This is a genomic window from Brotonthovivens ammoniilytica (genome assembly GCF_025566885.1).
Taxonomy (GTDB): Bacteria; Bacillota; Clostridia; order Lachnospirales; family Lachnospiraceae; genus Brotonthovivens; species Brotonthovivens ammoniilytica.
Window position 1 is genome coordinate 235,064 of record NZ_JAOQJQ010000003.1, and the last position, 25,803, is coordinate 260,866.

The 25,803-nt window shown below is 43.0% G+C and carries 17 protein-coding genes and 1 riboswitch; of the genes, 11 read left to right on the forward strand and 6 right to left on the reverse strand.

Annotated features, from left to right (window positions below; all coding sequences use genetic code 11):
* Positions 1-27 precede the first annotated feature (27 nt).
* Both OCV88_RS09150 and OCV88_RS09155 read left to right on the forward strand, forming a co-directional pair.
* Positions 28-1,242, forward strand: coding sequence for an LL-diaminopimelate aminotransferase (locus OCV88_RS09150; protein WP_158425200.1), 1,215 nt, complete (start codon positions 28-30; stop codon positions 1,240-1,242).
* A gap of 16 nt (positions 1,243-1,258) precedes the next feature.
* On the forward strand, positions 1,259-2,452 hold the full coding sequence (locus OCV88_RS09155; RefSeq protein ID WP_158425201.1) for an MFS transporter: 1,194 nt from the start codon (positions 1,259-1,261) through the stop codon (positions 2,450-2,452).
* 112 nt (positions 2,453-2,564) lie between these two features.
* Here the strand turns inward: OCV88_RS09155 and typA are convergent, their stop codons facing one another.
* Positions 2,565-4,394: a translational GTPase TypA gene (typA, locus tag OCV88_RS09160; RefSeq protein ID WP_158425202.1), complete on the reverse strand. Its 1,830-nt coding sequence runs from the start codon at positions 4,392-4,394 to the stop codon at positions 2,565-2,567.
* A 395-nt stretch (positions 4,395-4,789) separates the two neighbouring features.
* Here typA and OCV88_RS09165 point away from each other — a divergent pair, with 395 nt between their 5' ends.
* The 5 genes from OCV88_RS09165 (at position 4,790) to OCV88_RS09185 (ending at position 10,319) form a co-directional block, all read left to right on the forward strand.
* Positions 4,790-5,422: a single-stranded DNA-binding protein gene (locus OCV88_RS09165; RefSeq protein ID WP_158425203.1), complete on the forward strand. Its 633-nt coding sequence runs from the start codon at positions 4,790-4,792 to the stop codon at positions 5,420-5,422.
* 138 nt (positions 5,423-5,560) lie between these two features.
* Positions 5,561-6,049 carry a cob(I)yrinic acid a,c-diamide adenosyltransferase gene (locus tag OCV88_RS09170; RefSeq protein ID WP_158425204.1) on the forward strand — a complete coding sequence of 163 codons (489 nt, stop codon included), beginning with the start codon at positions 5,561-5,563 and terminating at the stop codon, positions 6,047-6,049.
* Positions 6,050-6,131: 82 nt separating this feature from the next.
* A riboswitch (Lysine riboswitch) is annotated at positions 6,132-6,303 on the forward strand.
* Positions 6,304-6,553: 250 nt separating this feature from the next.
* Complete coding sequence (gene dapA / locus OCV88_RS09175; RefSeq protein WP_158425206.1) at positions 6,554-7,438, forward strand: 4-hydroxy-tetrahydrodipicolinate synthase; 885 nt, start codon at positions 6,554-6,556, stop codon at positions 7,436-7,438.
* A gap of 29 nt (positions 7,439-7,467) precedes the next feature.
* Entirely contained in the window at positions 7,468-8,226 is a 759-nt protein-coding gene (gene dapB, locus OCV88_RS09180) for a 4-hydroxy-tetrahydrodipicolinate reductase (protein WP_158425207.1), read from the forward strand.
* Between the two features lie 128 nt (positions 8,227-8,354).
* Complete coding sequence (locus OCV88_RS09185; RefSeq protein WP_158425208.1) at positions 8,355-10,319, forward strand: fructose-1,6-bisphosphatase; 1,965 nt, start codon at positions 8,355-8,357, stop codon at positions 10,317-10,319.
* 6 nt (positions 10,320-10,325) lie between these two features.
* On the opposite strand, the gene OCV88_RS09190 is transcribed toward OCV88_RS09185, so the two are convergent.
* The 5 genes from OCV88_RS09190 to OCV88_RS09210 all read right to left on the reverse strand — a co-directional run bounded on the left by OCV88_RS09190 (position 10,326) and on the right by OCV88_RS09210 (position 14,074).
* Positions 10,326-10,673: a hypothetical protein gene (locus OCV88_RS09190; RefSeq protein WP_262591090.1), complete on the reverse strand. Its 348-nt coding sequence runs from the start codon at positions 10,671-10,673 to the stop codon at positions 10,326-10,328.
* On the reverse strand, positions 10,670-12,058 hold the full coding sequence (locus OCV88_RS09195) for an ABC transporter ATP-binding protein (protein ID WP_158425210.1): 1,389 nt from the start codon (positions 12,056-12,058) through the stop codon (positions 10,670-10,672). Before OCV88_RS09195 ends, OCV88_RS09190 begins: the two co-directional genes overlap by 4 nt.
* A complete protein-coding gene (locus tag OCV88_RS09200; RefSeq protein WP_158425211.1) occupies positions 12,055-12,747 on the reverse strand; it encodes an energy-coupling factor transporter transmembrane component T family protein in 693 nt (230 codons plus the stop codon). The genes OCV88_RS09195 and OCV88_RS09200 overlap by 4 nt, the downstream gene beginning before the upstream one ends.
* Positions 12,748-13,341, reverse strand: coding sequence for an MptD family putative ECF transporter S component (locus OCV88_RS09205; protein ID WP_158425212.1), 594 nt, complete (start codon positions 13,339-13,341; stop codon positions 12,748-12,750).
* A 118-nt stretch (positions 13,342-13,459) separates the two neighbouring features.
* Positions 13,460-14,074 carry a TetR/AcrR family transcriptional regulator gene (locus OCV88_RS09210; protein WP_158425213.1) on the reverse strand — a complete coding sequence of 205 codons (615 nt, stop codon included), beginning with the start codon at positions 14,072-14,074 and terminating at the stop codon, positions 13,460-13,462.
* Between the two features lie 287 nt (positions 14,075-14,361).
* Here OCV88_RS09210 and OCV88_RS09215 point away from each other — a divergent pair, with 287 nt between their 5' ends.
* The 4 genes from OCV88_RS09215 to OCV88_RS09230 all read left to right on the forward strand — a co-directional run bounded on the left by OCV88_RS09215 (position 14,362) and on the right by OCV88_RS09230 (position 25,689).
* Positions 14,362-14,937: an RNA polymerase sigma factor gene (locus OCV88_RS09215; RefSeq protein WP_158425214.1), complete on the forward strand. Its 576-nt coding sequence runs from the start codon at positions 14,362-14,364 to the stop codon at positions 14,935-14,937.
* Positions 14,921-15,343, forward strand: coding sequence for a hypothetical protein (locus OCV88_RS09220; protein WP_158425215.1), 423 nt, complete (start codon positions 14,921-14,923; stop codon positions 15,341-15,343). The genes OCV88_RS09215 and OCV88_RS09220 overlap by 17 nt, the downstream gene beginning before the upstream one ends.
* Before the next feature lie 315 nt (positions 15,344-15,658).
* Complete coding sequence (locus OCV88_RS09225; RefSeq protein WP_158425216.1) at positions 15,659-16,519, forward strand: tyrosine-type recombinase/integrase; 861 nt, start codon at positions 15,659-15,661, stop codon at positions 16,517-16,519.
* A gap of 338 nt (positions 16,520-16,857) precedes the next feature.
* The gene (locus OCV88_RS09230) at positions 16,858-25,689 is read left to right on the forward strand and encodes a Spy0128 family protein (protein ID WP_158425217.1); all 8,832 of its coding nucleotides are present in this window, start codon (positions 16,858-16,860) and stop codon (positions 25,687-25,689) included.
* Positions 25,690-25,803: the final 114 nt, after the last annotated feature.

The window sequence follows — 25,803 nt, forward strand, 5'->3', positions numbered from 1 at the left end:
AGAAATAAAAAGTAAGGAGTGATTAGAATGTTTAAAGTAAATGACAATTTTTTAAAATTACCGGGCAGTTATCTGTTCAGCACAATTGCTAAAAAGGTAAATGCTTATTCTAAGGCCCATCCGGACAAAACCCTGATCCGCCTTGGAATTGGTGATGTAACCCAGCCTCTGGCGCCGGCCATTATTGATGCTCTTCATAAATCTGTAGATGAGATGGCACATGCAGAGAGCTTTCACGGTTATGCGCCGGATCTTGGCTATGAATTTTTAAGAACGGCTATTGTGAAAAATGATTATACATCCAGAGGATGTGAGATATCGGCTGATGAGATTTTTGTTTCCGACGGCGCGAAATGTGATTCCGGAAATATTCAGGAGCTTTTTGCTTTGGATAATAAAATTGCAGTCTGCGATCCGGTTTATCCGGTTTATGTAGATTCTAATGTTATGGCAGGAAGAACCGGAGTTTACGACCTGTCCACTGAACGGTGGAGCCAAGTGATTTATATGCCGTGCACAAAGGAAAACAATTTTGTACCGGAGTTTCCAAAGGAACAGCCGGATCTGATTTATCTGTGTATCCCCAATAATCCAACGGGAACAACTATTACAAAAGCCCAGCTGCAGGAGTGGGTAAATTATGCGAATAAGATTGGTGCAGTAATTATCTATGACGCTGCATATGAGGCATATATTTCGGAAGAGGACGTACCTCATTCCATCTATGAATGCGAAGGGGCCAGAACCTGTGCAATAGAGCTGCGCAGCTTTTCAAAAAATGCAGGATTTACAGGTGTCCGTCTTGGATTTACCGTTGTACCAAAGGATTTAAAGAGCGGAGAGGTATCTCTTCATGACATGTGGGCCAGACGGCATGGGACCAAATATAATGGAGCGCCGTATATTGTACAGCGGGCCGGGGAAGCTGTCTATTCTGAGGCCGGAAAGGCACAGTTAAAAGAACAGGTGGCATATTATATGAAAAATGCGGCGGCTATTAAAAGCGGTCTTACAGAGGCAGGATATGAAGTGTTTGGCGGTGTGAATGCACCGTATATCTGGCTGAAGACGCCGGAACATATGACCTCCTGGGATTTCTTTGATTATCTACTGGAAAATGCCAATGTAGTTGGAACTCCGGGCTCCGGGTTTGGCCCCTGCGGAGAAGGATATTTCAGGCTTACTGCATTTGGCTCCCATGAGAATACCAAGGCAGCTCTTAAACGGTTGAAAGCGCTGTAATACGGGGCCAGATGAGATGATGCGTAAAAATAATTACAGTCAGACTGTGCGGGCGGCTTCTGTGGGCTATATTGTACAGGCAATGATTAATACATTTGCCCCTCTGTTGTTTGTTACATTTCAGAATATTTATTACATATCGCTGGCACAGGTATCCATGTTGATTCTGGTCAACTTTGCAGCACAGATTGCCCTGGATTTTTTTGCCTCCTGCTTTGCAGACCGGATCGGATATCGGAAATGTATCATTGCGGCCCATATTTTATCAGCGGCGGGGACCGCCGGGCTGGCGTTTTTGCCGGAGCTGTTTGCCAGTCCTTTTACAGGACTTGTTCTAGCCGTTGTGATATACGGTGCAGGGGGCGGTCTTACAGAGGTGCTGCTGACGCCCATTGTTCAGGCCTGCCCCATAAAAGAAAAGGATAAGGCAGTTAGTATGCTTCATTCTTTTTACTGCTGGGGAAGCGTACTTATTATCGGTCTTTCTACTGTCTTTTTTAAAGCTGCAGGAATTGATAACTGGAAGCTTCTTGCAGTACTCTGGGCGGTTCTTCCTATCGCAAACGCTGTTTATTTCGCCTTTGTTCCGGTTTATGAGCTTGTACCTGAGCAGGAGAAAATGCATTTTGGTGATCTTGCCAGATCGAAGGTTTTCTGGCTTCTCATGCTGTTTATGTTCTGCGCTGGCTCCTGTGAGATGGCCATTGCCCAGTGGGCTTCCAGCTTTGCGGAGGAAGGGCTCCATGTATCAAAAGAAATCGGGGACCTTGCGGGCCCCTGCATGTTTGCCGTATTAAAAGGCCTAGAGCGGCTCTGGTATGGACGGAAAGGAGAAAAGATACCTCTCTGGGGTTTTATGATGTTCTGCTCAGTACTGTGCGCGGTCTGCTATCTGGTGATCGGGCTTTCCTCCTCGGCAGTCATTGCCCTTATCGTCTGTGCCGTGGCAGGATTTTCCACCGGAGTTATGTGGCCGGGGACTTTCGCTGCTGCAGGAGAAGTGCTGCCAAAGGGGGGAACGGCGCTGTTTGGAATGCTGGCTCTGGCCGGAGATTTAGGCTGCGGAGCCGGTCCTGCCATTACAGGAGCTGTTTCTTTTGCAATGAATGATAATCTCCAGAGCGGATTTTTGTTTGGAACTATATTCGCGGTACTGATGATTACAGGTCTGCTGATGTTAAAGGGGATGCAAAAAAGAAGCTGCCAGTAGATAAACTGCCGGCAGAAAAACTGATATTTTTATACAAAAACAGGACTGTACAGAACCGCTGATGATTCAGCCATTCTGTAACAGTCCCTTTTGTTATGCGTGTGCAGTTGTTTTATTTTTTCATGGATGCACGTTTTCTCATAGTAGGATCCAGGATTTTTTTACGAATGCGCAGACTTTCTGGGGTTACCTCCAGCAGCTCGTCTGTATCAATGAAGTCCAGTGCCTGTTCCAGACTTAAAATTCTTGGAGGTGTCAGTGTCAGAGCCTCATCTGCACTTGAGGAGCGGGTATTGGTTAAATGTTTTTTCTTGCAGACATTTAATTCAATATCTTCTGCCCGGGAACATTGTCCAATAACCATACCGGAGTAAACCCGCTCTCCGGCTCCAATAAACAGGGCGCCTCTTTCCTGTGCGGAAAACAGGCCATAGGTAACGGATTCTCCCGATTCAAAGGCAATCAGGGAACCAAGCTTACGGTACTGGATTTCGCCGCGGCAGGGCTCATAGCCTTCAAAAATCGTATTGATAATACCGTTTCCTTTTGTGTCTGTTAGAAATTCTCCACGGTAGCCGATGAGACCCCGGGAGGGAATTTTAAATTCCAGGCGGGTATATCCGCCGCTGATGCTGCCCATATTCTGCAGCTCGCCTTTTCTCTGACTGAGCTTTTCAATAACAACACCGGTGAATTCATCCGGGACATCTACATAGGCAGTTTCCATGGGCTCCAGTTTTTTGCCGTTTTCATTTGTATGATACAGTACTTCTGCTTTGCTTACGGCAAATTCATATCCTTCCCGGCGCATATTTTCAATGAGAACAGAAAGATGCAGTTCCCCGCGGCCGGATACTTTATAGCTGTCGGCATTTTCAGTTTCTTCTACTCTGAGGCTGACGTCAGTGTTTAATTCTTTAAGAAGTCTGTCCCGGATATGACGGGAAGTAACGAATTTTCCCTCTTGACCGGCAAGCGGGCTATCGTTTACAATGAAGTTCATAGAAATCGTCGGCTCAGAAATCTTCTGAAAGGGAATCGCCTCCGGATTTTCCGGAGCACAGATGGTATCACCGATATGGATATCAGCGATTCCGGAAATTGCCACAATGGAACCGATCTTTGCTTCTTTTACATCTACTTTATTTAATCCATCAAATTCATACAATTTATTAATACGGACTTTTTTCTGTTTCTCAGGCTCATGTGCATTGACAACAATTGCATCCTGATTGATTTTCAGACATCCGTTATCCACTTTTCCAACACCAATACGTCCTACATATTCATTATAATCAATGGTGCTGATCAGTACCTGAGTATTTGCATCCGGATCTCCGGTAGGAGCCGGGATATAATCAATGATAGTTTCAAACAGCGCAACCATATCTTTTTTCTCATCATTAAGGTCACGTACAGCGTATCCGTTTTTCGCAGATGCATAGATAAACGGACAGTCAAGCTGTTCATCTGAAGCGTCAAGATCCATAAACAGTTCCAGCACTTCGTCAATTACATCATCAGGTCTTGCTTCCGGCCGGTCAATTTTATTGATACATACAATAACCGGAAGATTCAGGTCCAGCGCTTTCATCAGCACGAATTTTGTCTGAGGCATAGCGCCTTCAAAAGCATCTACCACAAGGACAACTCCGTCCACCATCTTTAAGACACGTTCTACTTCTCCGCCGAAATCAGCATGTCCTGGTGTATCTATAATGTTAATTTTGGTATCCTTATAGATAACAGCAGTATTTTTGGACAGGATGGTAATTCCTCTTTCACGTTCAATATCGTTGGAGTCCATAACGCGCTCCTGTATATCCTGATTGGCACGGAAAACGCCGGATTGCTTTAAAAGTTCATCCACCAGTGTCGTTTTACCGTGATCTACATGGGCGATTATGGCAATGTTGCGGATATCTTCTCTTTTCATTTTCATGATGAAAACCTTCTTTCTATCAGATATAAATATATTATGTTTTATCTTCAGACAGTAAAAACCCGCCTGGGACAGGTCTTTTGTCTGCATTTAATAAGAAATAAATGCTCAGCCGGTTTATTCTAGCACGGGCTTAAGATAAAGTAAAGAGGGTGAGAAAAATAGGCGTGAATGTAATTTGCTGTGGAAAAAAGCACAGAGATGACAGACTATCGTTTATACTGTCACTTTGTGTCAACATTTAATTTTTTGCATTCGACAGATTATGGGAAATTGCGCGCAAAAAATGTGGTAAATTTGTTCAGGTCGACGGGTTCTAAATCTGCAGAATGAGAATAGTATTTTAAGAAACAATATGAATGAAAACGTACATGTGAAGAAGGGAGAATTACATAATGACAGATAAAATGTTCGAAAATAATCAGGTATCTATGATTGGTGAGGTAGTTTCGGAGTTTCAGTTCAGCCATGAGGTGCTGGGAGAAGGCTTCTATATGGTTGAGGTATCTGTAAACAGACTCAGTAACTACGCAGACTATATTCCGCTTATGGTGTCAGAACGTCTGGTGGACACTCAGCAGGATTATACCGGCCAGCTGATTCATATTAATGGCCAGTTCCGTTCTTATAACCGCCATGAGGAAAAGAAAAACCGCCTGGTGCTTTCTGTATTTGTCCGTGAATGGGAATTTGTAGATGAACTGGAAGAAAATGAAAAAACCAACCAGATTTTTCTGGATGGCTATGTCTGCAAAGATCCGGTATACAGAAAAACACCTTTGGGAAGAGAGATCGCAGATCTTTTAATTGCGGTAAACCGGTCTTATGGAAAGTCTGATTATATTCCATGCATTTGCTGGGGAAGAAATGCACGGTTTGCTTCCGGATTTGAAGTGGGCAGCCATATTCAGGTGCTGGGAAGGATTCAGAGCAGGGAATATGTAAAGCGGATTAATGACGATGAAACGGAACACCGCATTGCTTATGAAGTATCTGTCAGCAAAGTAGATTTTCTTGAAGACATGTAGTATAACAGCAAATAGATTTTAATGGTAAATCTTGCATTTTTACATAGAGTGTGTTATTTTGAAAACCTGATAACTCATTGATATTCATAAAAACAAAATCATTTAAGTGATGAAAATCGCTGAATGAAGGAGGGTTTCATGGAAAAAGGGAAAGTGCAGGCGTATTATGGCTATGGCAGGGGAAAGACAACTGCGGCATTGGGATATGCCATACATGAGGCAAGTAAAGGCGGGAACAGTTTCATTATTCAGTTCCTGAAGGGAAAGGATGATGATGAGATTTCATTTATCCGCAGACTTGAGCCGGAAATCAAGCTTTTCAGGTTCCAGAAATCAGCAGATCTGTATGATAATCTTTCCACAGAAGAACAGTTCGAAGAAAAGATGAATATGAAAAATGGTGTGAATTATGCAAGAAAAGTGCTTGCAACCGGAGAATGCAGTATGCTGATTCTGGACGAAGTACTTGGATTAATAGATAAAAAGGTAATTACAGTTGAGGAATTAATTGCGTTGATTCAGGTAAAATCAGAGGAGACAACTGTGATTTTAACGGGGAGAGTGCTGAATGACGCATTAATACCGTATTTAGATGAAATTTATCGGATTCAGACTGAAAAAGACTGATCAGAAGTAACCGTGGATGAAGGTTGACATTTAGGCACAAGGGTGATATATTTACCTTGTATTGACAAATAAAAACAAAATAAGAAAAGATAGAGGTTGCGTGATTCATCAGTAATCTGCCGGATGTGGCAGGCACAGAGGATGGCAGATGAAAGGGAAGAACGCCGAAAAGAAACATTTTCTGCAGATGTTTTTTTGGGCACAGGGCAAACAGGTCTGTGACTGTCATCAAAAGATGGGGAGCTATCGCTGAATGTTTTTCAAATGTTTATCATAAGAAACAAACAGAGACCGGCTCATGCAGTCCGGTCTTATTTTACTCTATAGGAAATACCGTGTTGTGATAAATCTGAAAAGTGCCGATTCCTATAGGGCAAAAAAACGCTCCGCTGTGGATCGCACTGCGGCGGAATGGAATTATGTTGCTCACGCAACCCGCCGCAGGCGGAGAATCCTGCTGCGGCAGGATTCTTTTTATAAGAATAATTACAGGAGGATTATATTATGGCAATATTCAAAGGCGCTGGTGTGGCAATTGTTACACCTATGAAAGACAATTATGATGTGAACTATGAGCAGCTAGAAGAAAATATCAATTACCAGATTGATAACGGAACAGACTGTATTATCATTACAGGTACTACAGGGGAAAGCTCCACACTGACGGAAAAGGAGCACCTAGAAGCCATCAAAGCTGCTGTAGAATTTACAAAACACAGAATCCCGGTAGTTGCAGGTACAGGGTCTAACTGTACAAGAACAGCTGTTGAACTTTCAAAAGAGGCCGATTCCTATGGGGTGGACGGCGTACTTGTTGTAACGCCATACTATAATAAAGCCACACAGGCAGGGTTAATCAGCCATTATTCACAGATAGCAGGCGAAATCAAAGCTCCTGTAATTATGTATAATGTGCCAAGCAGAACAGGATGCAATCTGATGCCGGAGACTGTTGCCCATCTGGTAAAAAATGTAGATAATATTGTAGGAATTAAAGACGCCACCGGAAATCTTTCACAGGCTGCCCATATGATGAATCTCTGCGACGGTAATCTGGAATTATATTCCGGAAATGACGATCAGGTTCTGCCTCTGCTTTCTATTGGCGGTCTTGGAGTTATTTCCGTATTGTCCAACATTGCCCCGAAACAGACCCATGATCTGGTTATGGAATATCTGGAGGGAGACCGCAAAAAGGCAATGAAAATCCAGCTGGATGCGATTCCTCTGATCAATGCTTTATTCTGTGAGGTGAATCCGATTCCTGTAAAAGCAGCTATGAATATGCTTGGCATGGGAGCAGGTCCTCTTCGGGCTCCCCTGTCAGAAATGATAGATGCAAACAAAGAAAAGCTGCTGGCAGAAATGAAAAAATTCGGATTATGCTGATACCTTCGGGATTTTAGAAAGGATACGTTATGACAAAAATTATTATGTGCGGCTGCAATGGCCATATGGGGCAGGTAATTACGGGAATCTGTAAAGCTGACCCGGATACTGAGATTGTTGCCGGCATTGATGTATATGATGGTATTAAAAATGATTATCCTGTATTTGCAAAAGCGTCAGACTGCCATGTGGATGCGGATGTGATTATTGATTTTTCAAATGTAAGTGTAGTGGATGATCTTCTTGATTTCAGTGTTGAAAGACAGATTCCCGTTGTACTTTGTACAACCGGATTATCAGAAGAACAGCTTGCCCATGTGAAAACGGCCAGTGAGAAAATAGCAGTTTTGAAATCTGCCAATATGTCTCTGGGAATTAATACATTGTTAAAGCTTTTAGCAGAGGCTGCGAAAGTGTTAGCTCCTGCAGGCTTTGATATGGAAATTGTGGAAAAACATCATAATCAGAAGCTGGATGCTCCAAGCGGTACGGCTCTGGCACTGGCTGACTCTATGAATGAAGCCCTGGAGGAGGATTATAATTATAAGTATGATCGAAGCCAGGAGCGTAAGAAACGTGAAAAGTATGAGATTGGGATTCAGGCTGTCAGAGGAGGAAATATTGTAGGTGAACATGAGGTGATTTTTGCGGGAACCGATGAAGTAATTACCTTTAAACATACTGCAACATCCAAAGCAGTATTTGGAAAAGGTGCTGTGGAGGCTGCAAAATATCTCGCCGGAAAACCAGCGGGAATGTATGACATGAGTAATGTGATTGAGGCGTAGGCTATCGGTCCGGGGATGTGTGCGGAACAGGGAATCTGTTTTGCGCACATCCCCGGCTTGTTTTTTATTCCGGAGTAGATTAAAATAGGGTTTGGGAGTACTGAAAAATTCAGAAAGGGGAACTATATATGAAGGACGCAGATATGAAATACCTTAAGGTATTGGCGAAACAATATCCGAATATAGCATCTGCAGCTACAGAAATTGTAAACTTAAAGGCGATCTTAAGTCTGCCAAAAGGGACAGAGCATTTTATAACAGACATCCACGGAGAATATGAACAGTTCAGACATATTCTCAGCAACGGCTCCGGAGCCATTCAAAGAAAGATTGAAGAGGAGTTTGGCAGCTCGCTGGCAATTCCGGATAAGCGGACCCTGGCAATGCTGATTTATTATCCGGAATGTAAACTAGAGCAGATTCAGGAGCAGCTTTTAGACGGTGAGGCTTTGGAAGACTGGTATCGGGTGATTATATTCAGGCTTATCAGAGTATGCAAAACCGCATCATCTAAATATACCCGGTCAAAAGTGCGGAAATCTCTGCCTAAAGATTTTGCATATATTATAGAAGAACTTATGACCGGCCGGCCGGATGTGGCTGACCAGGAGGCTTATTATAATGAGATTATAAATTCTGTAATCCGCACTGGCCGGGCCAGTGATCTGATTGTAGATTTCTGCTATCTGATCCGGCGTTTTACAGTAGATCATCTCCATGTGCTGGGAGATATATTTGACAGGGGACCGTATCCCCATCTTATTATGGATACACTGATGCAGCATCATTCCATTGATATCCAGTGGGGAAACCACGATGTTCTCTGGATGGGGGCAGCTGCGGGGCAGACTGCCTGCATGTGCAATATGCTTCGCATTTCAGCAAAATACGGCAACCTTTCTATCCTGGAGGATGCATATGGAATCAATATGCTGCCCCTGGCCAGACTGGCTTTGAATCAATACGCAGATGATTCGTGCAGCTGTTTCCATGTGGACACTTCGGATGAAAATTATGATAACAGCTATGCGGAACTGGATGAAAAGATGCATAAGGCAATTTCCATTATCCAGTTTAAGCTGGAAGGCCAGCTGATTTTAAAATATCCGGAGTGGGATATGCAGGAGCGGCTTTTGCTGGACAAAATGGATCTTGAAAAAGGAACGATTATTGTAGAGGGGAAAGAATACAAGTTAAAAGAAACCTGTTTTCCAACGGTAGATCCAAAGAATCCCTATCAGCTGACAGCAGAAGAAAAGGATGTGGTAGACCGGCTGCGGGCCAGCTTCTTAAATAGCGAACGTCTTCAGAAGCATACCCGATTTCTCTTTACAAAGGGCAGCTTTTATAAAGTATATAACGGAAATCTGCTGTATCATGGCTGCGTGCCCCTGAATGAGGATGGAAGCTTTAAAGAGGTGGAAATTTACGGAAAGAAATACAGCGGTAAGGCTTTGTATGATATTTTAGAGCACTATGCCAGAAAAGGATATTATTCCCTGAATCCGGTGGAAAAAGAAAAAGGCCGGGATATTATGTGGTTTATCTGGAAAAATAAAAATTCTCCGGTATTCGGGAAGGCCAAAATGACCACATTTGAACGGTATTTTATTCTGGATAAGAAGACCCACGAAGAACCAAAAAATCCATATTATAAATTGATTGAAAAGGAAGAAGTGGTAAACCGGATTCTTACTGAATTTGGCCTGCCCTCCGCCGGAGCTCATATAATAAACGGACATGTTCCGGTTGCCGTGAAAAAAGGAGAATCTCCGGTGAAATGCAACGGAAAGCTTCTGATTATTGACGGCGGTTTTTCCAAAGCTTATCAGAGTAAAACCGGAATTGCCGGCTATACGCTGATTTATAATTCATATGGTCTTGTGCTGGCCGCCCACGAGCCCTTTGAATCCATGGAGAAAACCGTGCTCAATGAGACCTGCATCCATTCCCACATTGTAATGGAACAAAATGTGGTGAAGAGGAAAACGGTAGGTGATACGGATACCGGAAAAGTTCTGAGGGAAAATATCGCAGAGCTTGAGGAGCTTTTAGAAGCATACAGAAGCGGCTGTCTGATTGAGAATGTATAAATATTCTTAAGCCAGCAATACGTGTAAGGCAAATATAGCAGGACGAAAGAGGTAAACTTTGTTTATAGAAAAATCAGGAGATGATCCTCCTATTTGTGGATATTCTCCTGATTTTTGATGTACTTTTATAAACAACTTATAACCCATACTGAGTAAAAGAATCTCCAGTTTTACTTTTTTGTTTCTGCTCTCGTAAATACGTATATCCTTCTTCGTTATCGTATCCAGAGTCTGTAGCGATACGGGGATACACAAAACCCAGTTTTGTCCCATCAATAAAAACCGTTTCCTTTGATAATTCTCTATTGAAGAGGTTAAAGACATAAAGGAGCATTCTTTTCTCAAAGTTTTCATCCACTCAGTTCCCAGCGAAAATCACAGCAGGCTTGAATCAGCTCTTCGTCATGGGTGATTACCAATATGGTTTTCCCTTCGGCCGCGGCCTCCGCCAGTGAGGAGGCAATTTTCCGCATGTTTCCGCCATCCAGCCCCGATGTCGGTTCGTCGAGCAACAAAAGTTCTCTGCCGGATAAAAGCCCACAGGCAATGGAAAGGCGCTGTTTCTGCCCGCCGGACAGAATTACTGGGTGTGCGTCTTTGTAAGGGTAAAGGCCAAATTTCTTCAGCAAATTTCTGGCTTTCTCCAAACGTTCCTCTGTTCTTGGAACTCCTAAAAGAAGTTCTTCCGTTACGCTGTTTGTAAAGAAGTGCGTGCCTGTGTCGTTGGAGCTGTACCAGCAGCTTTTCCGCCGCTGCGTCGGCCCGATTTTCAGACCATGAAGAAAAATACTGCCCTTGGACGGGCGTTCCAAGCCGGCGACAATTTTTGCCAATGTTGTTTTTCCTGCCCCATTGCATCCGGTGATGGCGATGATTTGCCCTGCCCAGGCCGCAAGGTTTAAATTCTCCCAAATCGTATGCTTCCCTCGTTTGCAGCAAAGGCCCTGTAGGGAAAGAATAGGTGTACCTATGCCGGTAGGTGAGGAAAGCCTTGAAGACCTATACTGACGCACAGCGCGAAGCTCCAGACGCTCCAGGCTTTCAGAGGAAAGCTTTCGCATTTGTTCGGGTGTGCACTCCCACTGGATGGCCCCATCCCGGATATATACAAACCGATCTGCTAAATCCATCAGCCAGAAAAGCCTGTGTTCCGCAATCAACAGTGTGCTGCCTTCCTGATGTAAGCTTTGAAGGGTTTCACGCAGTTCCTCAACGCCTTGCCCGTCCAGATTGGCAGTAGGTTCGTCGCAGACATAAACGGGAGGATTCATGGCGTAAACAGAGGCCACGGCTGTGCGTTGCTTTTCTCCACTGGAAAGCACATCGAGGGAACGGCTGCGCAATTGCTCCAAATGAAACCGCCGAATAGCCGTATTTGTTCGCAGGACAATTTTTTCATGAGGAAAGCCGTAATTTTCACAGCCGAAAGCAACTTCTCCCAGCATTTCAGAAGAGAAAAACTGGCTTCCCGGATCCTGGAACACACTGCCTACCGTTTTTCCCCGCTTCCAAAGGGGTTCCCCGCTTCGGTCCTTTCCATCAATTTGAATACAGCCGGAAAACCGACCTGTATAAAAAGTGGGAGCTAAGCCATTCACCAGACGGATTAAAGTGGTTTTTCCATTCCCTGAGGGACCGGTCAATACCACGCATTCGCCTTCTCGGACATGCAGGCAAATATCTGCGACACCCGCATCGGAATCAGTGTATTGAAAGTTCACATGTTCAAACCGGATCATTTTATACCTCCTATTATGAAAAACAGGATAGTTCCAATCGTCCATATCCCCAGCCAGAGGAAATCAGCTGCATGCATTTTTCTGGCATAGTAGCTTCCCCGTATTCCCGGCGCTTGGGCACCCCGCGCTATTGCCGATACGGAAAGCTGATCTGCGGTCTGCAGGCAGCGCAGCAGCAGAGGAACCAACACATATTCGCAAGTGACGGCAGGATGGCGGAGTACCTGCACAGGTCCGGTCAGCCTTCGGTTTTTCATGGACTGCCGAATCCCCTTCAGTTCTGTCTTTATGGTTGGAAAAAATCGAAACACCACCAGCAGCCCTAAGATAACCGGAGTGGGGGTATGAACTTTCGACAGAGCGGCCGAAAGCTGGCCCGGAGGCGTGGTAATGAGATTCCACGCCGTCAGGAACACCGGCATGAGATTGTAAAACATCAGCACATAGAATTCCGAAAAAACCACCATATGCAGGCCGTGAAAGCGGATCAGATACAACAGCAGCGCTAACACCAGATAAAAAGCACCGAAAATCAGGCAAAGCCTCCATCGCCTTTCAAAAAACAACTGGCAGAAAGCAAGCAGCGCAAGAAGACAGGTGAGCAAAGTGTTTGCGGTAAGCGAAACCCCAAGGATGGCGCAGGCTGCCGCCCACGCTTTTACCGGAGCAGATAAGGCTGTTTCCTGCATTTACAGTACCCCCGCTTTTTTGAAATGCTTTTGGATCAGCTTTCGTCCGATCAGACTGCCCAGAAATCCGCAGAGCATGGTAAAAATCAGGATAAAAATCACCCAGCCCGGCATTGTATAATACTGAACATAAGCGTTGATATAGCTCTGCTCCATACCGCTGGTAATCGCAAAGCTGTAATAGGTATCCCAGAAAAACCAAACGGGAAGCAGGTTTACCCCATTGTATAACAGGCTGGAAAGCGTCCAGGAGGCAGTCAGACGGTTTTGCGTAATTTTTTTCCACAGAATGATTTCTGCAAGGATTCCCACTACGATAAACCACGGGAGTAAAAACCAGTTGCCCATCATTAGAAAGACAAGGCCCAGCAGTGTCATGTATACCAGTGAAACGAACCGTTTGCGGATGCGGTTTACCATCAAAAAATAAACAGGCCCGCAGACAAGCATGGTAATGCCTACGGAAAGCACCATGCTGACAAAATCATTTACCATGCAGACCATGTTGATCCCCAGCTGAATGACAATGAGCAGCACAGTCATCAGTACTAGGGTGATAACGTCTTTTACAGACCATTTCTTTGCGTTTTCCATTTTGATTCTCCTTTGTTTTCTTTTTGGATTTATTGCAGCTTTCAGCCTAATGCCTGTTCGTACAGTCAACTTCTGTTTGGGGTTAGTTAATGCTAACCTATATGCAAAAATTTAAGATTCATTTGAATCTTAAAAGGCCGTTCCAGCCACAGTTGAAAAATACTGCTAGTTCATTGACATAATCAATCGCCTGTTCACGGGTCATGTCATGAGCCACTGTTTCAAAAACAGCGGTAAAATAGGCGCTTGTGATCATATGGTAAAGATTCCGGCTGACTGTACCCTTCAATTTTCCGAGCTGGCAAAGCTGCTGATGGTAATCCTTTGTCTGATCGACCTCAAGCTCCACAAGCTCATGAACATAACTAGCGTATCGGGTTCCTTCGGAACAGCAGGTTACTAGCTTGAACGCGTCGAAATGATCGTAAATGTAATTGATAAAATAATTGAGATAACTGGTAGATAAATCCTGGCATTGTTCCGTTTTATCTTCCGGAATCAATTTATAATGTGCTTGTTGCGCCTGGATAAATTGATTGAGCAATCCGTCGGCCGCCGGGGAGACCAAGGCGTCGAACAATGCTTCCTTGCTGTCATAATATCCATAAAAGGCGCCTTGGGTAAAACCGGCCTCTTTGACAATGGCCCTCAGGGAGGCGTCTTTAAATCCCTTTTCCAAAAACTCTTGTTTCCCGACTTCAAGAATACGCCTTTGTGTATCAGTCAGTTCCACACTCTACCTCCTTTCTATGATATATCGCTGATATATATCGGTGATATATTAACATGAGCAATGTGATTTGTCAACAAGAATGGTTTGATCTAGACATTTGAAGGAAAAACAGTTGAAAAATCAGCATAGAAAAGCAGGCGTTAAAAAACTTGATTTCTATGGGATTGTTTTCTGGTTTGAAGAGAGGTTAAAATTTAGTATTAGAAAATATACCAGCAAAAAACATATTTGTTTCTAAAATTTTGACAGATTTGAAACTTTTTTGAAAAAAGGAAGCCACATAGTTAGTGAAAGGTGGTAAAAAAGTGATCGATCCCAATATTACAGCTTTTTTTAATGAGGTTTATGAGGAAACTCATAAGATGCTGTTGGTTTATCTGACAGGAAAATGCAGGAATCTGTCTGATGTCAGCGATCTATGTCAGGAGGTTTATCTTGAGTATTTTCGGATTCTGGCCCGGCGGGGAGTGAATTATGTGCGTTGTCCAAAGGCATATTTAAAGCGCATTTCTAAAAGAAAGCTGCATCAATATTACAATGCCAGAGAGTTTACGTACGAGACGGCCCTGTCAGAGGAGCAGAATGTTGAAGCTGTATCAAAAGAAGAAATAGAGCATTTCTGGGAGCGGGTTACAACCAGTGAAGAGGAAATTTTAGCGGAAGAAATTTATATATTTCTCCAAAGCAAACCAGAGGATGTGCAGAAAATTTTTTATTTATATTTCGAATTACAGCAGTCTATTGCACAGATTGCAAAAAGCCTGTCAATGAAAGAATCATCAGTAAAAAATAAGCTCTACCGGACGCGGAATGAACTTAGAAAACAGTATTTAAAGGAGGGCGCGGATGAAAAAAGAAGATGAATTAATCAAAAAAGCAGTCCAAAGAGGCATGCCTGACAGAGAAAAGATTTTAAATTATTGCATCCATAGCCTGGAACTGGAACAAAAGGAGATGCAATCTATGAGAAGAAGAAAACTTAATCCAAGAAAGCTTATTGTACTGGGCTGTGTAGTTGTGGGAGTGCTGGCAGGCTCCACAATCTGCTATGCGGCTACCGGAAAAACACCCCTGGAAAATGTAAGAGTGCTGGTAAATGGAAAAGAAGCCGATGTAACAACTTATCTGGGGACAGATGATACGATACGGTATGATTTTAAAGATGGGGGCAGTGTAGAAGTAAAAAATACAGGGGGATCTAAATACAAAGAAAATATAAAGATCACTGATAATAAAACAGAGCAGAGTGTAGAAGCGGAAATTAAATAGCAGGAAAAGCCGGAGAGAAATTTGAATGTTCAGATTTCTCTCCGGCTTTTTTTGCTCTATATATAGGAAATACTGTGTTGTGATAAAGCTGAAAAGTGCCGATTCCTATAGAGCAAAAAACGCTCCGCTGATGATCGCACTGCGGCGGAGTAAAATCATGTTGCTTGCGCAACCCGCGGCAGGATTCTTTTTTATTGATAGATTATAATTTAGGCTGATCTGTTAAAAATAATAATTCAGGTGAAAGAATCAGACCGTTTTTATAGAGCGGTGGTTTGGATTCTGTGAATAACAAATAAAGAGAGGGAGCAGAACATGCGGAAAACAGATATAAAAATACAGCCTAAGATGGTAAATGGATTTAAAGATTATTTACAGGAGCGGGAAAATGCGCCGGCAACCATAGAAAAGTATATCCGGGATGTCAGAACCTTTCTGCGCTATGTGGATATGGTACAGGAAGATAAGATAAAAAAGGATATATTGCTGGATTATAAAAGCTGGCTGCTTCAACATTATTCTATCAGCAGTGTAAATTCTATGATTGTGGCGTTAAATCAATTTTTAATCTATTTAGAATTGGGAAGATTGCGGTTAAAAAGAGTTCGTGTGCAAAGGCAGGACATGGAAAATATGGAAAAAGAGCTTACAAAAGAAGAATTTCAAAAGCTGGTCAGAGATGCAAGAAAACTGGGAAAGGATCAGCTGGCAATGATTATGGAAACGATGTGTGCCACGGGAATACGGGTCAGTGAACTGAAATTTTTTCGTGTGGAAACAATGAGAACAGGTGTGGTTAAGGTCTGGAATAAAGGAAAGTACAGACTTGTGATTATTCCAAAGGAGCTTCAAATGCGGCTGCTGTTTTATATAAGAAAAAACGGACTTTCTCATGGGCCGATTTTTTGTACAAAATCTGGAAAAGAAAAGGACCGGTCAAATATATGGAAGGAAATGAAAAAGCTTGCAAAAGAAGCCGGAATTAATACGGATAAAGTTTTTCCGCATAATTTGAGACATCTGTTTGCCAGGACGTTTTACAAAACTACAAAAAATCTGATAAATCTGGCAGATATTCTTGGACACAGCAATCTGGAAGTAACAAGATCTTATGCTTCTGACGGGATTAAAGAATGGAAACGCAATCTGGAACGGATGCGGATACTAGAAGTTTGACAACATAATATTAGTTATGTTGTATTATAGAAAATTCACAAATCAAACACGGTTTTCCTTTATTTTATAATACATATTTTTAATAGTCAAATTAAAAATCATATTTTAATAGTAATAGTTTTTGTCTATATCTGAGAAAAGTTTTTGTTTCTTAAATCTATAATCTATAGAAATATTCCCTGATTTTACAGCTATACAGAGAAATAACTACATAACTAATATTATGTAGTATCACATCCTCGTATCTGCAATGGAGAAGTTCATATGAGAAGACTGGTTTTTTATTCCATGTTAGCAGGCACAATGTGTCACAAAAATATGAATGAGAGGAGAGTATTATGTACAAGTCTAAAAAGACAAACAAAGCAGAGAAGAAACTGCGGCGTATTGGAACCAGACGAATACTTGCTATGGCGGCAGCGGCACTTATGGCGGCAGGTGCAGTGCCTCAGGGGACAGGCTTAGTCCAGGCAAAGGGCACGGTCTTAGAAGAAACAGATACGGCAAATAATTCGTCGGAAACATTTTGGTCCAGACTGACTGCCAAAGCAGCTTCTTTTTTTGGAATCGGCGATGACAGCAAAGAAAGGTCCGTGGATGATCATACTGTAGAGGGAATATCCCCCCAGGGAACCACCATTAATCTGTTTGATTACTGGGTAAATCAGCGGGACAGCCCGGATTATGGATATAATAATGATGATGGTGGTATTAATGCCGGGCATCAGCTGAAGTTTACAACCGGCAGCAGCGGTTCTATGAATTCCTGGACCGGGTTGGCGGCCCCAAGGGAGGGGATTGTTTCCAATAAGCTGGTTAACGGTTATCCCCAATTATCCGGAAGCAGTGAGCTTGGAATGACCAGAACGGAGTCGCTTGACTATCTGTTTAATGGAAATGATGTGGATTCAGAATCTGAGGTTGCGGGGAAAAAAGCTTATACAGATGTGGAAGGGCTTCTTCAGGTCAGCGATGACGGCTATTATTATTATGACAGTAAACAGAATTTTGCATCCTTTCAGGAGGAAAGCAATTCATTTGCGATATATGATGCCCCGGCGGTATATACAAATGAGGAGCCTAAAAATATAGGACAGTTTTTTCCTTTTAATACCGCAGAGACAGTTTTTAATGAAGTTGATGGAGCGCTGGAAGCCAAGGAATTGGGAACTCAGAATAATACAATAAAGCATTGGTTTGGGCTGACAATGACATCTCGATTTGTGCAGATGGATGGAGGAACTACCAGCAAAGGAGCTCCGGTTACCTATGAGTTCAGCGGAGATGATGATGTATGGATCTTTATTGACAATGTGCTGGTAGGTGACCTTGGAGGGATTCATTCAGCCGCATCGGTAAAGATTGATTTTTCCACCGGAGAAATTAGTATAAATGGTGAATCGGATGGAACGTTGAAAAGTAAATTTGATGCTGCGGGAGTGTCCACTGACGGATGGGACGAAAATACATTTCCTGATGATTCCCTGCACACGCTGCGGTTTTATTATCTGGAGCGGGGAAATGTAGATTCCAATATGAGTCTTAAGTTTAACCTGGTTATGGTTCCTGAGAGCGATATTGTAAAAGTGGACCAGACCGGGAATCCGGTTCAGGGAGCAGAATTTGCATTATATACAGCCAATGAAGATTTTGAGGTTACAAACCAGACGCCGGTTTCCACCGGGATTACAGACAGTGATGGAAAAATTGTTCTGGTGGATGAAAATGATACATTGATCAGCTTTGATGAGCTCCACAATGGAGGTTATGATTACTTTGTATTGGAGGAAACCAGTGTACCGGAAGGATATCGGAAAACCGGTGAGATGCATCTGCGCTATATTGCCAGTGAAAGCACGGGCAATATCGGGCGCGGGATTGTAGTTTCCGATAATTATGTAGATACAGGTGCATTTGCCAATGCAAAGGTATCCACCACAGTTTCTACAGATATACAGGGGATTGACGGACGGAGCGTGCCGATTACAGATGGAAAGCTGGAAAGAGGAACCTTATTTGCAGTAATTCTTCATCGAAAAGAAGGAGGGGATCTGGAAGATTCTTCAAGCTGGTACGGCATCAGTGGAAGCGCACTTGAGGAGTGGACGACCTCTAAGGAAAATGGAACAAATCTTGCAGGTGTGCTGGAAACAGCAAAGAAAAATCCCATGGAATTTTACTTAAATTCCAGTGGTCTGTATCAGGTGGACATTCCGGAACTGCCGGGGGATATTCAATATTATTACAGTATGCTGGCAGATGATGAGAAAGAAGAGACAGAGTTTGCTATCGGATATTACTACACTTTCGCGGACAATATTGCAGATGCCGAGGAAGGGAATACTTTCCGATTGGATGATACACAATTTTCCAGCCAGTATGCGGCGAATTTTAATATTCCGGATATCAAGAACCGTTTGCTGGTTCAAAAGCTGGATCAGGAGGGAAATCCTGTCAGTGGTGCAAAGTTCAGGCTTTATAATGCAGATGATGTAACGGTCAATAATGACGGCAGTTATCAGGTGCGGGATGGCGCTGACAGTCAGGAAGTGACCACAGAGGATCTGACCAAAGAAAAGGACGGCATAACTATGCAGGGTGCAGCTGTATATGAAGGACTGTCCAATGGAAGATATTATCTTTTGGAGTCATCAGCGCCCAAAGGGTATCTGCTGAATAAATCAATTACAGAGGTAGTGGTGGATGATTCCGGTGTCTATGCAGATGCAGGTGAGGCAGATGATGGAATTGTCACAGCCCGGGGTGTTGGCTCTCTGGTTCAGACGATGCTTCAGTTTGCCACTAACGATGATATGGATACAACGTTCTATAACATACTGGCATCTTTGCAGACACAGGATACACAGCAATTTGACAGCTCCAAAGGCTGGTCTGACACTTCCCAGACAATGCATTTACAATATGATGCAGATACGGCAGCGTTAGAATATGTTCCAGGAGAAACTGATGGAGCAGTGCAGCTTTCTACAGATACCGGCTGGTCACGTTTAAGCATTAAGCAGTGTTATCAGCATGATGCCAATACTGACACAAGTACGAAAAAGAACCTGGGGGATACGGAACTGTCTCAGTTGTTTTCCGGAACGGTAACGGTTCAGGTAACGGATATTCGTTCGGCTGATTTAAAAATCAGTAAGACCGTAAACGGATATGAGGGAATTTCAGATGCCGATCTTGAGAACCTGAAAGATCTTTCTTTTACTTTTCAGGTAACTCTTGAAGAAGAGTATGAAGAGGGAGGAACAGTAAACACAAGACCTCTGGAAGGAACCTGGCAGATTGTAAACCAGAATGGAGAACCGATTTTAGATGCTGATAGCAAAGAGATCGCAGTAGAAAACGGACAGGCGGTATTTACGCTGAAAAGTGGCCAGACAGCAGTAATCAAAGATCTTCCGGAAGGGGCAAAATATCAGGTTACAGAGAATTCTCCGGGACAAGGTTTTACTGCACAAGTAGAAAGTAACGATGCAGATGCAGATCTTAATACAGCGGGAACCATCCGTGGAGATATCAAAGACTTAAATCCGGATATTTCCGGTCTGGAAGAGATTACGGCAGATTTTACAAACACTTATTCTCCGGCAGCTGTAACGGTAGAAGGGACAGATCTGTCCGGAACAAAAACTCTTGCCGGCAAGAACTGGGATGATACGGACAGCTATACCTTTGAAATTACAGCGGTAGAACCTCAGACAGCACCAATGCCGGAAAAGAAGACAGTTACACTGAACGGGAAGGAGCTGACAGTTTCCGGGAATACGCCGGTGTCCTTTAACTTTGGAGATATTACGTATACAAAGCCCGGCACATATATTTATAATATCAAAGAACAGCTTCCTGCCGGAATTGTACCGGGGGTAAGTTATTCCCAGGCCTCCTATCGGGCAGTGGTTACTGTGACAGACCAGGATCAGAACGGCAATTATACAGGACAGTTAAGTGCGTCAGTTTCAATTGTAAAAGAGAAGGATGATACGGGTGCTGCGGCAGATACCCCTTCCCAACAGGCGGATTTTACAAATACATATAATTCGGATGCTGCTAATTTTGTATTGCTGGCCCAAAAAAACTATGATAATCAGGGGAATCATCCGCTGACAGAAAATATGTTTTCTTTTGTGCTCTCCGGGAAAGAAGGAACAACAGAAAACGGTGCTAGTATAGATAAAGACAAAATTCCAATGCCGGATGAAACTGTGAATGGTATTTGTGAGTCCGGCAACAACAGTACGGGAGCTGTTTTTTTAGGAACACTCCATTTTGATCAGGCGGATGTAGGTAACGAATATGTTTATCAGGTATATGAAAAACAGCCTACAGATGATGGAACTTACCAGGGCAGCGCTTTGAAAGAAGGCTTACAGTCTGCATGGCAGGACCCGGAAAAAGACAATGCCTGGGTATATAAAGGTGTAACTTATGATAAAGAGGTCAAAGAGATTACAGTATCAGTAACCCGGGATGCAAACAACACAATTATTGTGACGGCAGAGTATGAAAATACCGGAGATACAATGCTGTACTTTGACAATACATATACACCAGATGCTGTCACGCTTTCCGGAAATACAGCTTTGCAGGGAGAGAAAACTCTGACGGGACGCAGTATGACAGCTGGCGAAGCTTTTGAATTTGAGCTTACTGCTGCCAATGATGCGGCTGAGACGGTACTGCCGGCAGCATTAACAGAAACGGTTAAGGATGTGGAAGATGGTACAGCAGAAAAATTTTCCTTTAAGGATTTGACGTTTACCGAAACAGGTACGTATATCTTCCATATTACAGAAAAGCTGCCTGACGGTGTAAGTGCGGAGAATCCGATAAAAGAAGGAACTGTCTATGACACGCACACCACCATAGTAACAGTAGAGGTTACGGACGATCAGGAGGGAAGTCTTACAGCGAAGGTTTCTTACAATAACGGAAGCGTAAGCAGTGAAACAGACCGGGCAGTTTTTTCCAATACTTACCGGGCTGTTGGAAGTTATAATATCACAGGTATAAAAGAAATAAGCGGCCGTGTATTTAACGGGAATGATCATTTTACTTTTAAAATAGAAGCTCTGGATAATGCTCCGCTGCCTTCCGGCGTTCTTGCAGACGGAACGATTGTTATTACACCTAAGTCAGGAACAAAGGCAGCCATAGACTTTGGAACAGTAAATTTTGATAAAGCAGGGCAGTCTTACAGCTATATTCTTTCAGAAGCAGAGCCGGCAGACAGTGAGAAGCCGGGAGGTATTTCTTACAGCAAAGATACCTACAAAATCACAATAACAGCAAAGGCCGGCGATACGCCGGGAACTTTGATTCCGGAAACTGTAATTGTTAAAAATCCGGGAGGTGATGATGAAACCGAAACTGATGAAATAGGATGGTTAAATCAGTACAGTGCCAGCGGAACACTGGAGGGAGCTGCAAATCTTGGCGGAACAAAAGTTTTAAGAGGAAGAGACTGGACTGCCGATGACAGATTTACCTTCCGGCTGCAGGGCGGCAATCCTATGACCCAGGCAGCAATCTCGTCTGGAAAAGTGATTCTTCCGGCGGTTACGGAAAAAACAGTAAACAGTGATGATCTGAATCAGGGTGAAGCAGCGTTTTCCTTTGATGATATTACTTTTACAAAGGCAACGGATCCGGGATATCCATACATCTTTCAGATAACAGAGAATCTGCCATCTGGGGTTAGTGAGGATCAGCCAAAAAAAGATGGGATCACTTATGATACACATAAATATCTGATTTCTGTTACGGTAACAGATAACGGGGACGGAACGCTGGCGGTTGTTTCTGGACCTTTTTCGGGTTCTTCAACATTTACAAATGTTTACAGCTCCCTGATGCCGGAAGATGAGACGGCTAAAACAGATATTACGTTTACTAAAGAGCTTATTGGAAGAGACTGGACCGATACGGATGCATTTACATTCAGCATCACTGCACTGGATAATGCTCCCGTGCCAAAAGATCAGGACGGCAATGAGATCAGCCAGGTAACTGTGGAAAAAACGTCTGATTCGGATGTTTCAAAGGGTTCATTTGGAGAAATTCATTATACGTACGATATGATCAGCGGGGAGGCGGGATATTCAAAAACATTTGTTTACGAAATATCAGAAGTAATCCCTGAAGATTCCGGGAAACAGACTGGCATGAATTATGATAACAGTGTTTACAGGGTGGAAATTACTGTAACCGATGACAAGAAGGGAACTATGACGGCAGATTCCGTTATAAAAAAGGAAAAAGCTGACGGAACTTATGAAGAAGTCAACGGGGTGGAATTTAAAAATACGTATAAAGCTCTTTCAAATACCCTGACTCCATTAAAGATTACGAAAATCTTAAGCGGCGGAAGAGAAGAAGCTTTACAGAAGGATGAGTTTTTCTTTGAGCTGTCAGTAACTGCTGTGGAGGGTTCACCGGAAGATGGTTTCCGGCTGCCGGCCAAGACAAAGTTAGGAAATGAGGCAGATGGAAGCGTTCAGTTTGATGATATTGTCTTTACTGAAGAGGGAACTTATCAGGTAACAGTCAGTGAAGTAAAACCGGCGTCCGGTGTTTTGGAAGGGGTTACTTACGATGACAATGTATTAACTTATACTGTGACCGTAAAAGATAATAACGGCAATCTGGAAGCGGAAATTTCAGATGTAACTGGCAGTCAGACCTTTACCAATCAGTATCAGGCATCGGGAACTCTCAATGGTGCGGCAAATCTGAAAGTAACAAAAGAACTTTCCGGAAGAAACTGGCTTGATGATGACAGCTTTACCTTTGAGTTATCGCCGGGGGATGAGATTACCCAGAATGCGGTAAAAGATAAAACAGTAATTCTGCCGGAAGATACAAAACTGCAGATTACAGGTAAGGATCAAGTAAAGGAAAAAGCCTTTGGAGATATTACATTTACAAAAGCAGGGACTTATAAATTCCAGATTACTGAAGAAGAAGGAAAACAGGCGGGGATTACCTATGATACAGTCCCGCGTATCCTGACAGTTAAAGTTACGGATAACAATGACGGAACACTGACCGTTGCAGGAACAGAAGTGGTTGAAAACTCTCTGACCTTCCATAATACGTATACAGCCGTACCGGCAGTGTCAGAAAATTTGACTGCTGAAAAAACATTAACAGGCAGGGATATGAAGGACGGTGAATTTTCCTTTTCTGTAACACCACAGAATCAGGCGCCTGCTCCTACAATGGTATCAGTGAAAAATACAGCGGCCAAAAATAATGAGACCAGTGAACTGAACTTTGGCAGAATTATATTTACAGAGGCCGGAAAGTACACATACCTTATAAAGGAAGAAAAGGGAAATCTGGGCGGTGTTTCGTATGACCAAAGAGAATATACCGTTACCTATATTGTGACGGACAACTTAAAGGGAAATCTGGAAATTGAATCTGAAGTTACTCTGGATGGAAAACCTGTTGATACGGTTTCCTTTAAAAATACTTATACGTCAGAAGCTGCAGAGATTTCAGGCAGTGCAGATTTAAGTGGAACAAAGACAGTTGTATCCGAGGATCCGGATTCTTCTTATACGATGAAGGGTAAAGAATTTGAATTTGAAATAACTGCTTTAACAAAGGATGCTCCATTGCCGGAGGATACCATTGTTACGAATGATGCAGGCGGAAGTTTTTCATTTGGAAATATTACCTATACGGCTCCCGGCACCTACCGTTATCAGATTAGTGAGGTAAAGGGAAGTGCGGCCGGAATGTCTTATGACGGAAGTACGTATGAAGTTGTGGTGGAAGTGACGGATAATGGCTTGGGACAGCTTCTTGCAAGTGTAAGCAAAAGCGGAGATTTAGAGTTCAGAAATCATTATAATCCCGAAAAAATCAGTGCTTCGATTTCAGGAACCAAGAGTCTTGCCGGAAGAGATCTGAAGGATCAGGAATTTAGCTTCCGTCTGGAGGCAGGGGATGATCTGACAAAGAAAGCAGTCAAGGAAGGCATTGTAGTACTTGGCGGTCATGCAGACAGTCTGATTACAGACAATACACAGGCCGGTTCCTTCAACTTTGGACAGGATGCCATTACATTCTGCCAGGCAGGAAATTATACATTCCTTGTAACCGAAGAAAAGGGAGAAGATGCCAATATCACTTATGATGACACTGTTTATGAAGTAAAAGTGAATGTGACAGATGATAATGGACTTCTGAAAGCAGAATGGAGCAAAGATCTGGATATTCACTTTGAAAATACCTATACTCCGTTTGAAACAGAGGTGTCCTTTGGCGGAACAAAAACATTAGACGGAAGAACCATTAAAGATGGAGAATTCAAGTTTATTGTTACAGATGCACAGGGAAATGAAGTTTCAAAAGGAACAAATGATGCAGAGGGAAACATTGAATTTGAGCCGGTTGTGTTTACAAAAGCCGGGGAATATTACTATGATATTACAGAGGTCAACAACGCAGTGGGCGGTATTGTTTATGACACAAATTTGTATCATGTGAAAGTTGTAATTGACGATGTTGACGGACAGCTGACAGCAGCATCTGTGATATATACTGCCGATGGCGGAGATTCTGAAAATGGTGCAGTATTTAAAAATGTTTACCGGGCAGAGCATACTTCTGTTGTGTTAGGAGCAGTTAAAGAGCTGGAAGGACGCAGCCTGAAGGACAAGGAATTTACTTTTGTATTGAAAGATGAGAACGGAAAAGTCATCGCTGAAGCACAGAATGACGAAACAGGTATGATTTTGTTTGAGGAAATTGCTTTTGACAAGGCAGGAACGTATCAGTACACTGTTTCAGAGGCTGCAGGAACAGAGGAAAACATTACTTATGATGAGACCGTATATTCGATTACGGTTACTGTGGAAGATAATCAGGAAGGATATCTATCTGCGGCTGTGGATAATCACGGGCAAGATATAGTATTCCATAATCTGTATCAGGAAGCTCAGGCAGATCATCCAAAAGAGGATGATTCCAAAACAGATCAGCCGGGGGCGGACAAAGACGATTTACAGATAGAGGATACAGCTGATGCACCAGCTACTGGAGACGGGCAGCCTGTATTTCAGAGTCTGGCAGTATTTGTAATCGCAGCAGCCGGTATACTCATTGCTGCAGGAGTGATAATCCGCAGAAGAAAACGGATGTAGGAAAATGTATCAGAACTTATGAGCAGACAGATAAAAACTGTCAGTGTGTAAGCAGGCGGAAGGTGCCGGTTCAAAAAGGAATCGGCACCTTCTGTTTTGTGTTTCAGAAGCAAA

Excerpts from the sequence above, each read along its gene's own strand:
- OCV88_RS09150 (WP_158425200.1), top strand. The coding sequence starts at position 28 with ATGTTTAAAGTAAATGACAATTTTTTAAAATTACCGGGCAGTTATCTG.
- OCV88_RS09155 (WP_158425201.1), top strand. The coding sequence starts at position 1,259 with ATGATGCGTAAAAATAATTACAGTCAGACTGTGCGGGCGGCTTCTGTG.
- typA (WP_158425202.1), bottom strand. The coding sequence starts at position 4,394 with ATGAAAATGAAAAGAGAAGATATCCGCAACATTGCCATAATCGCCCAT.
- OCV88_RS09165 (WP_158425203.1), top strand. The coding sequence starts at position 4,790 with ATGACAGATAAAATGTTCGAAAATAATCAGGTATCTATGATTGGTGAG.
- OCV88_RS09170 (WP_158425204.1), top strand. The coding sequence starts at position 5,561 with ATGGAAAAAGGGAAAGTGCAGGCGTATTATGGCTATGGCAGGGGAAAG.
- dapA (WP_158425206.1), top strand. The coding sequence starts at position 6,554 with ATGGCAATATTCAAAGGCGCTGGTGTGGCAATTGTTACACCTATGAAA.
- dapB (WP_158425207.1), top strand. The coding sequence starts at position 7,468 with ATGACAAAAATTATTATGTGCGGCTGCAATGGCCATATGGGGCAGGTA.
- OCV88_RS09185 (WP_158425208.1), top strand. The coding sequence starts at position 8,355 with ATGAAGGACGCAGATATGAAATACCTTAAGGTATTGGCGAAACAATAT.
- OCV88_RS09190 (WP_262591090.1), bottom strand. The coding sequence starts at position 10,673 with ATGAAAACTTTGAGAAAAGAATGCTCCTTTATGTCTTTAACCTCTTCA.
- OCV88_RS09195 (WP_158425210.1), bottom strand. The coding sequence starts at position 12,058 with ATGATCCGGTTTGAACATGTGAACTTTCAATACACTGATTCCGATGCG.
- OCV88_RS09200 (WP_158425211.1), bottom strand. The coding sequence starts at position 12,747 with ATGCAGGAAACAGCCTTATCTGCTCCGGTAAAAGCGTGGGCGGCAGCC.
- OCV88_RS09205 (WP_158425212.1), bottom strand. The coding sequence starts at position 13,341 with ATGGAAAACGCAAAGAAATGGTCTGTAAAAGACGTTATCACCCTAGTA.
- OCV88_RS09220 (WP_158425215.1), top strand. The coding sequence starts at position 14,921 with ATGAAAAAAGAAGATGAATTAATCAAAAAAGCAGTCCAAAGAGGCATG.
- OCV88_RS09225 (WP_158425216.1), top strand. The coding sequence starts at position 15,659 with ATGCGGAAAACAGATATAAAAATACAGCCTAAGATGGTAAATGGATTT.
- OCV88_RS09230 (WP_158425217.1), top strand. The coding sequence starts at position 16,858 with ATGTACAAGTCTAAAAAGACAAACAAAGCAGAGAAGAAACTGCGGCGT.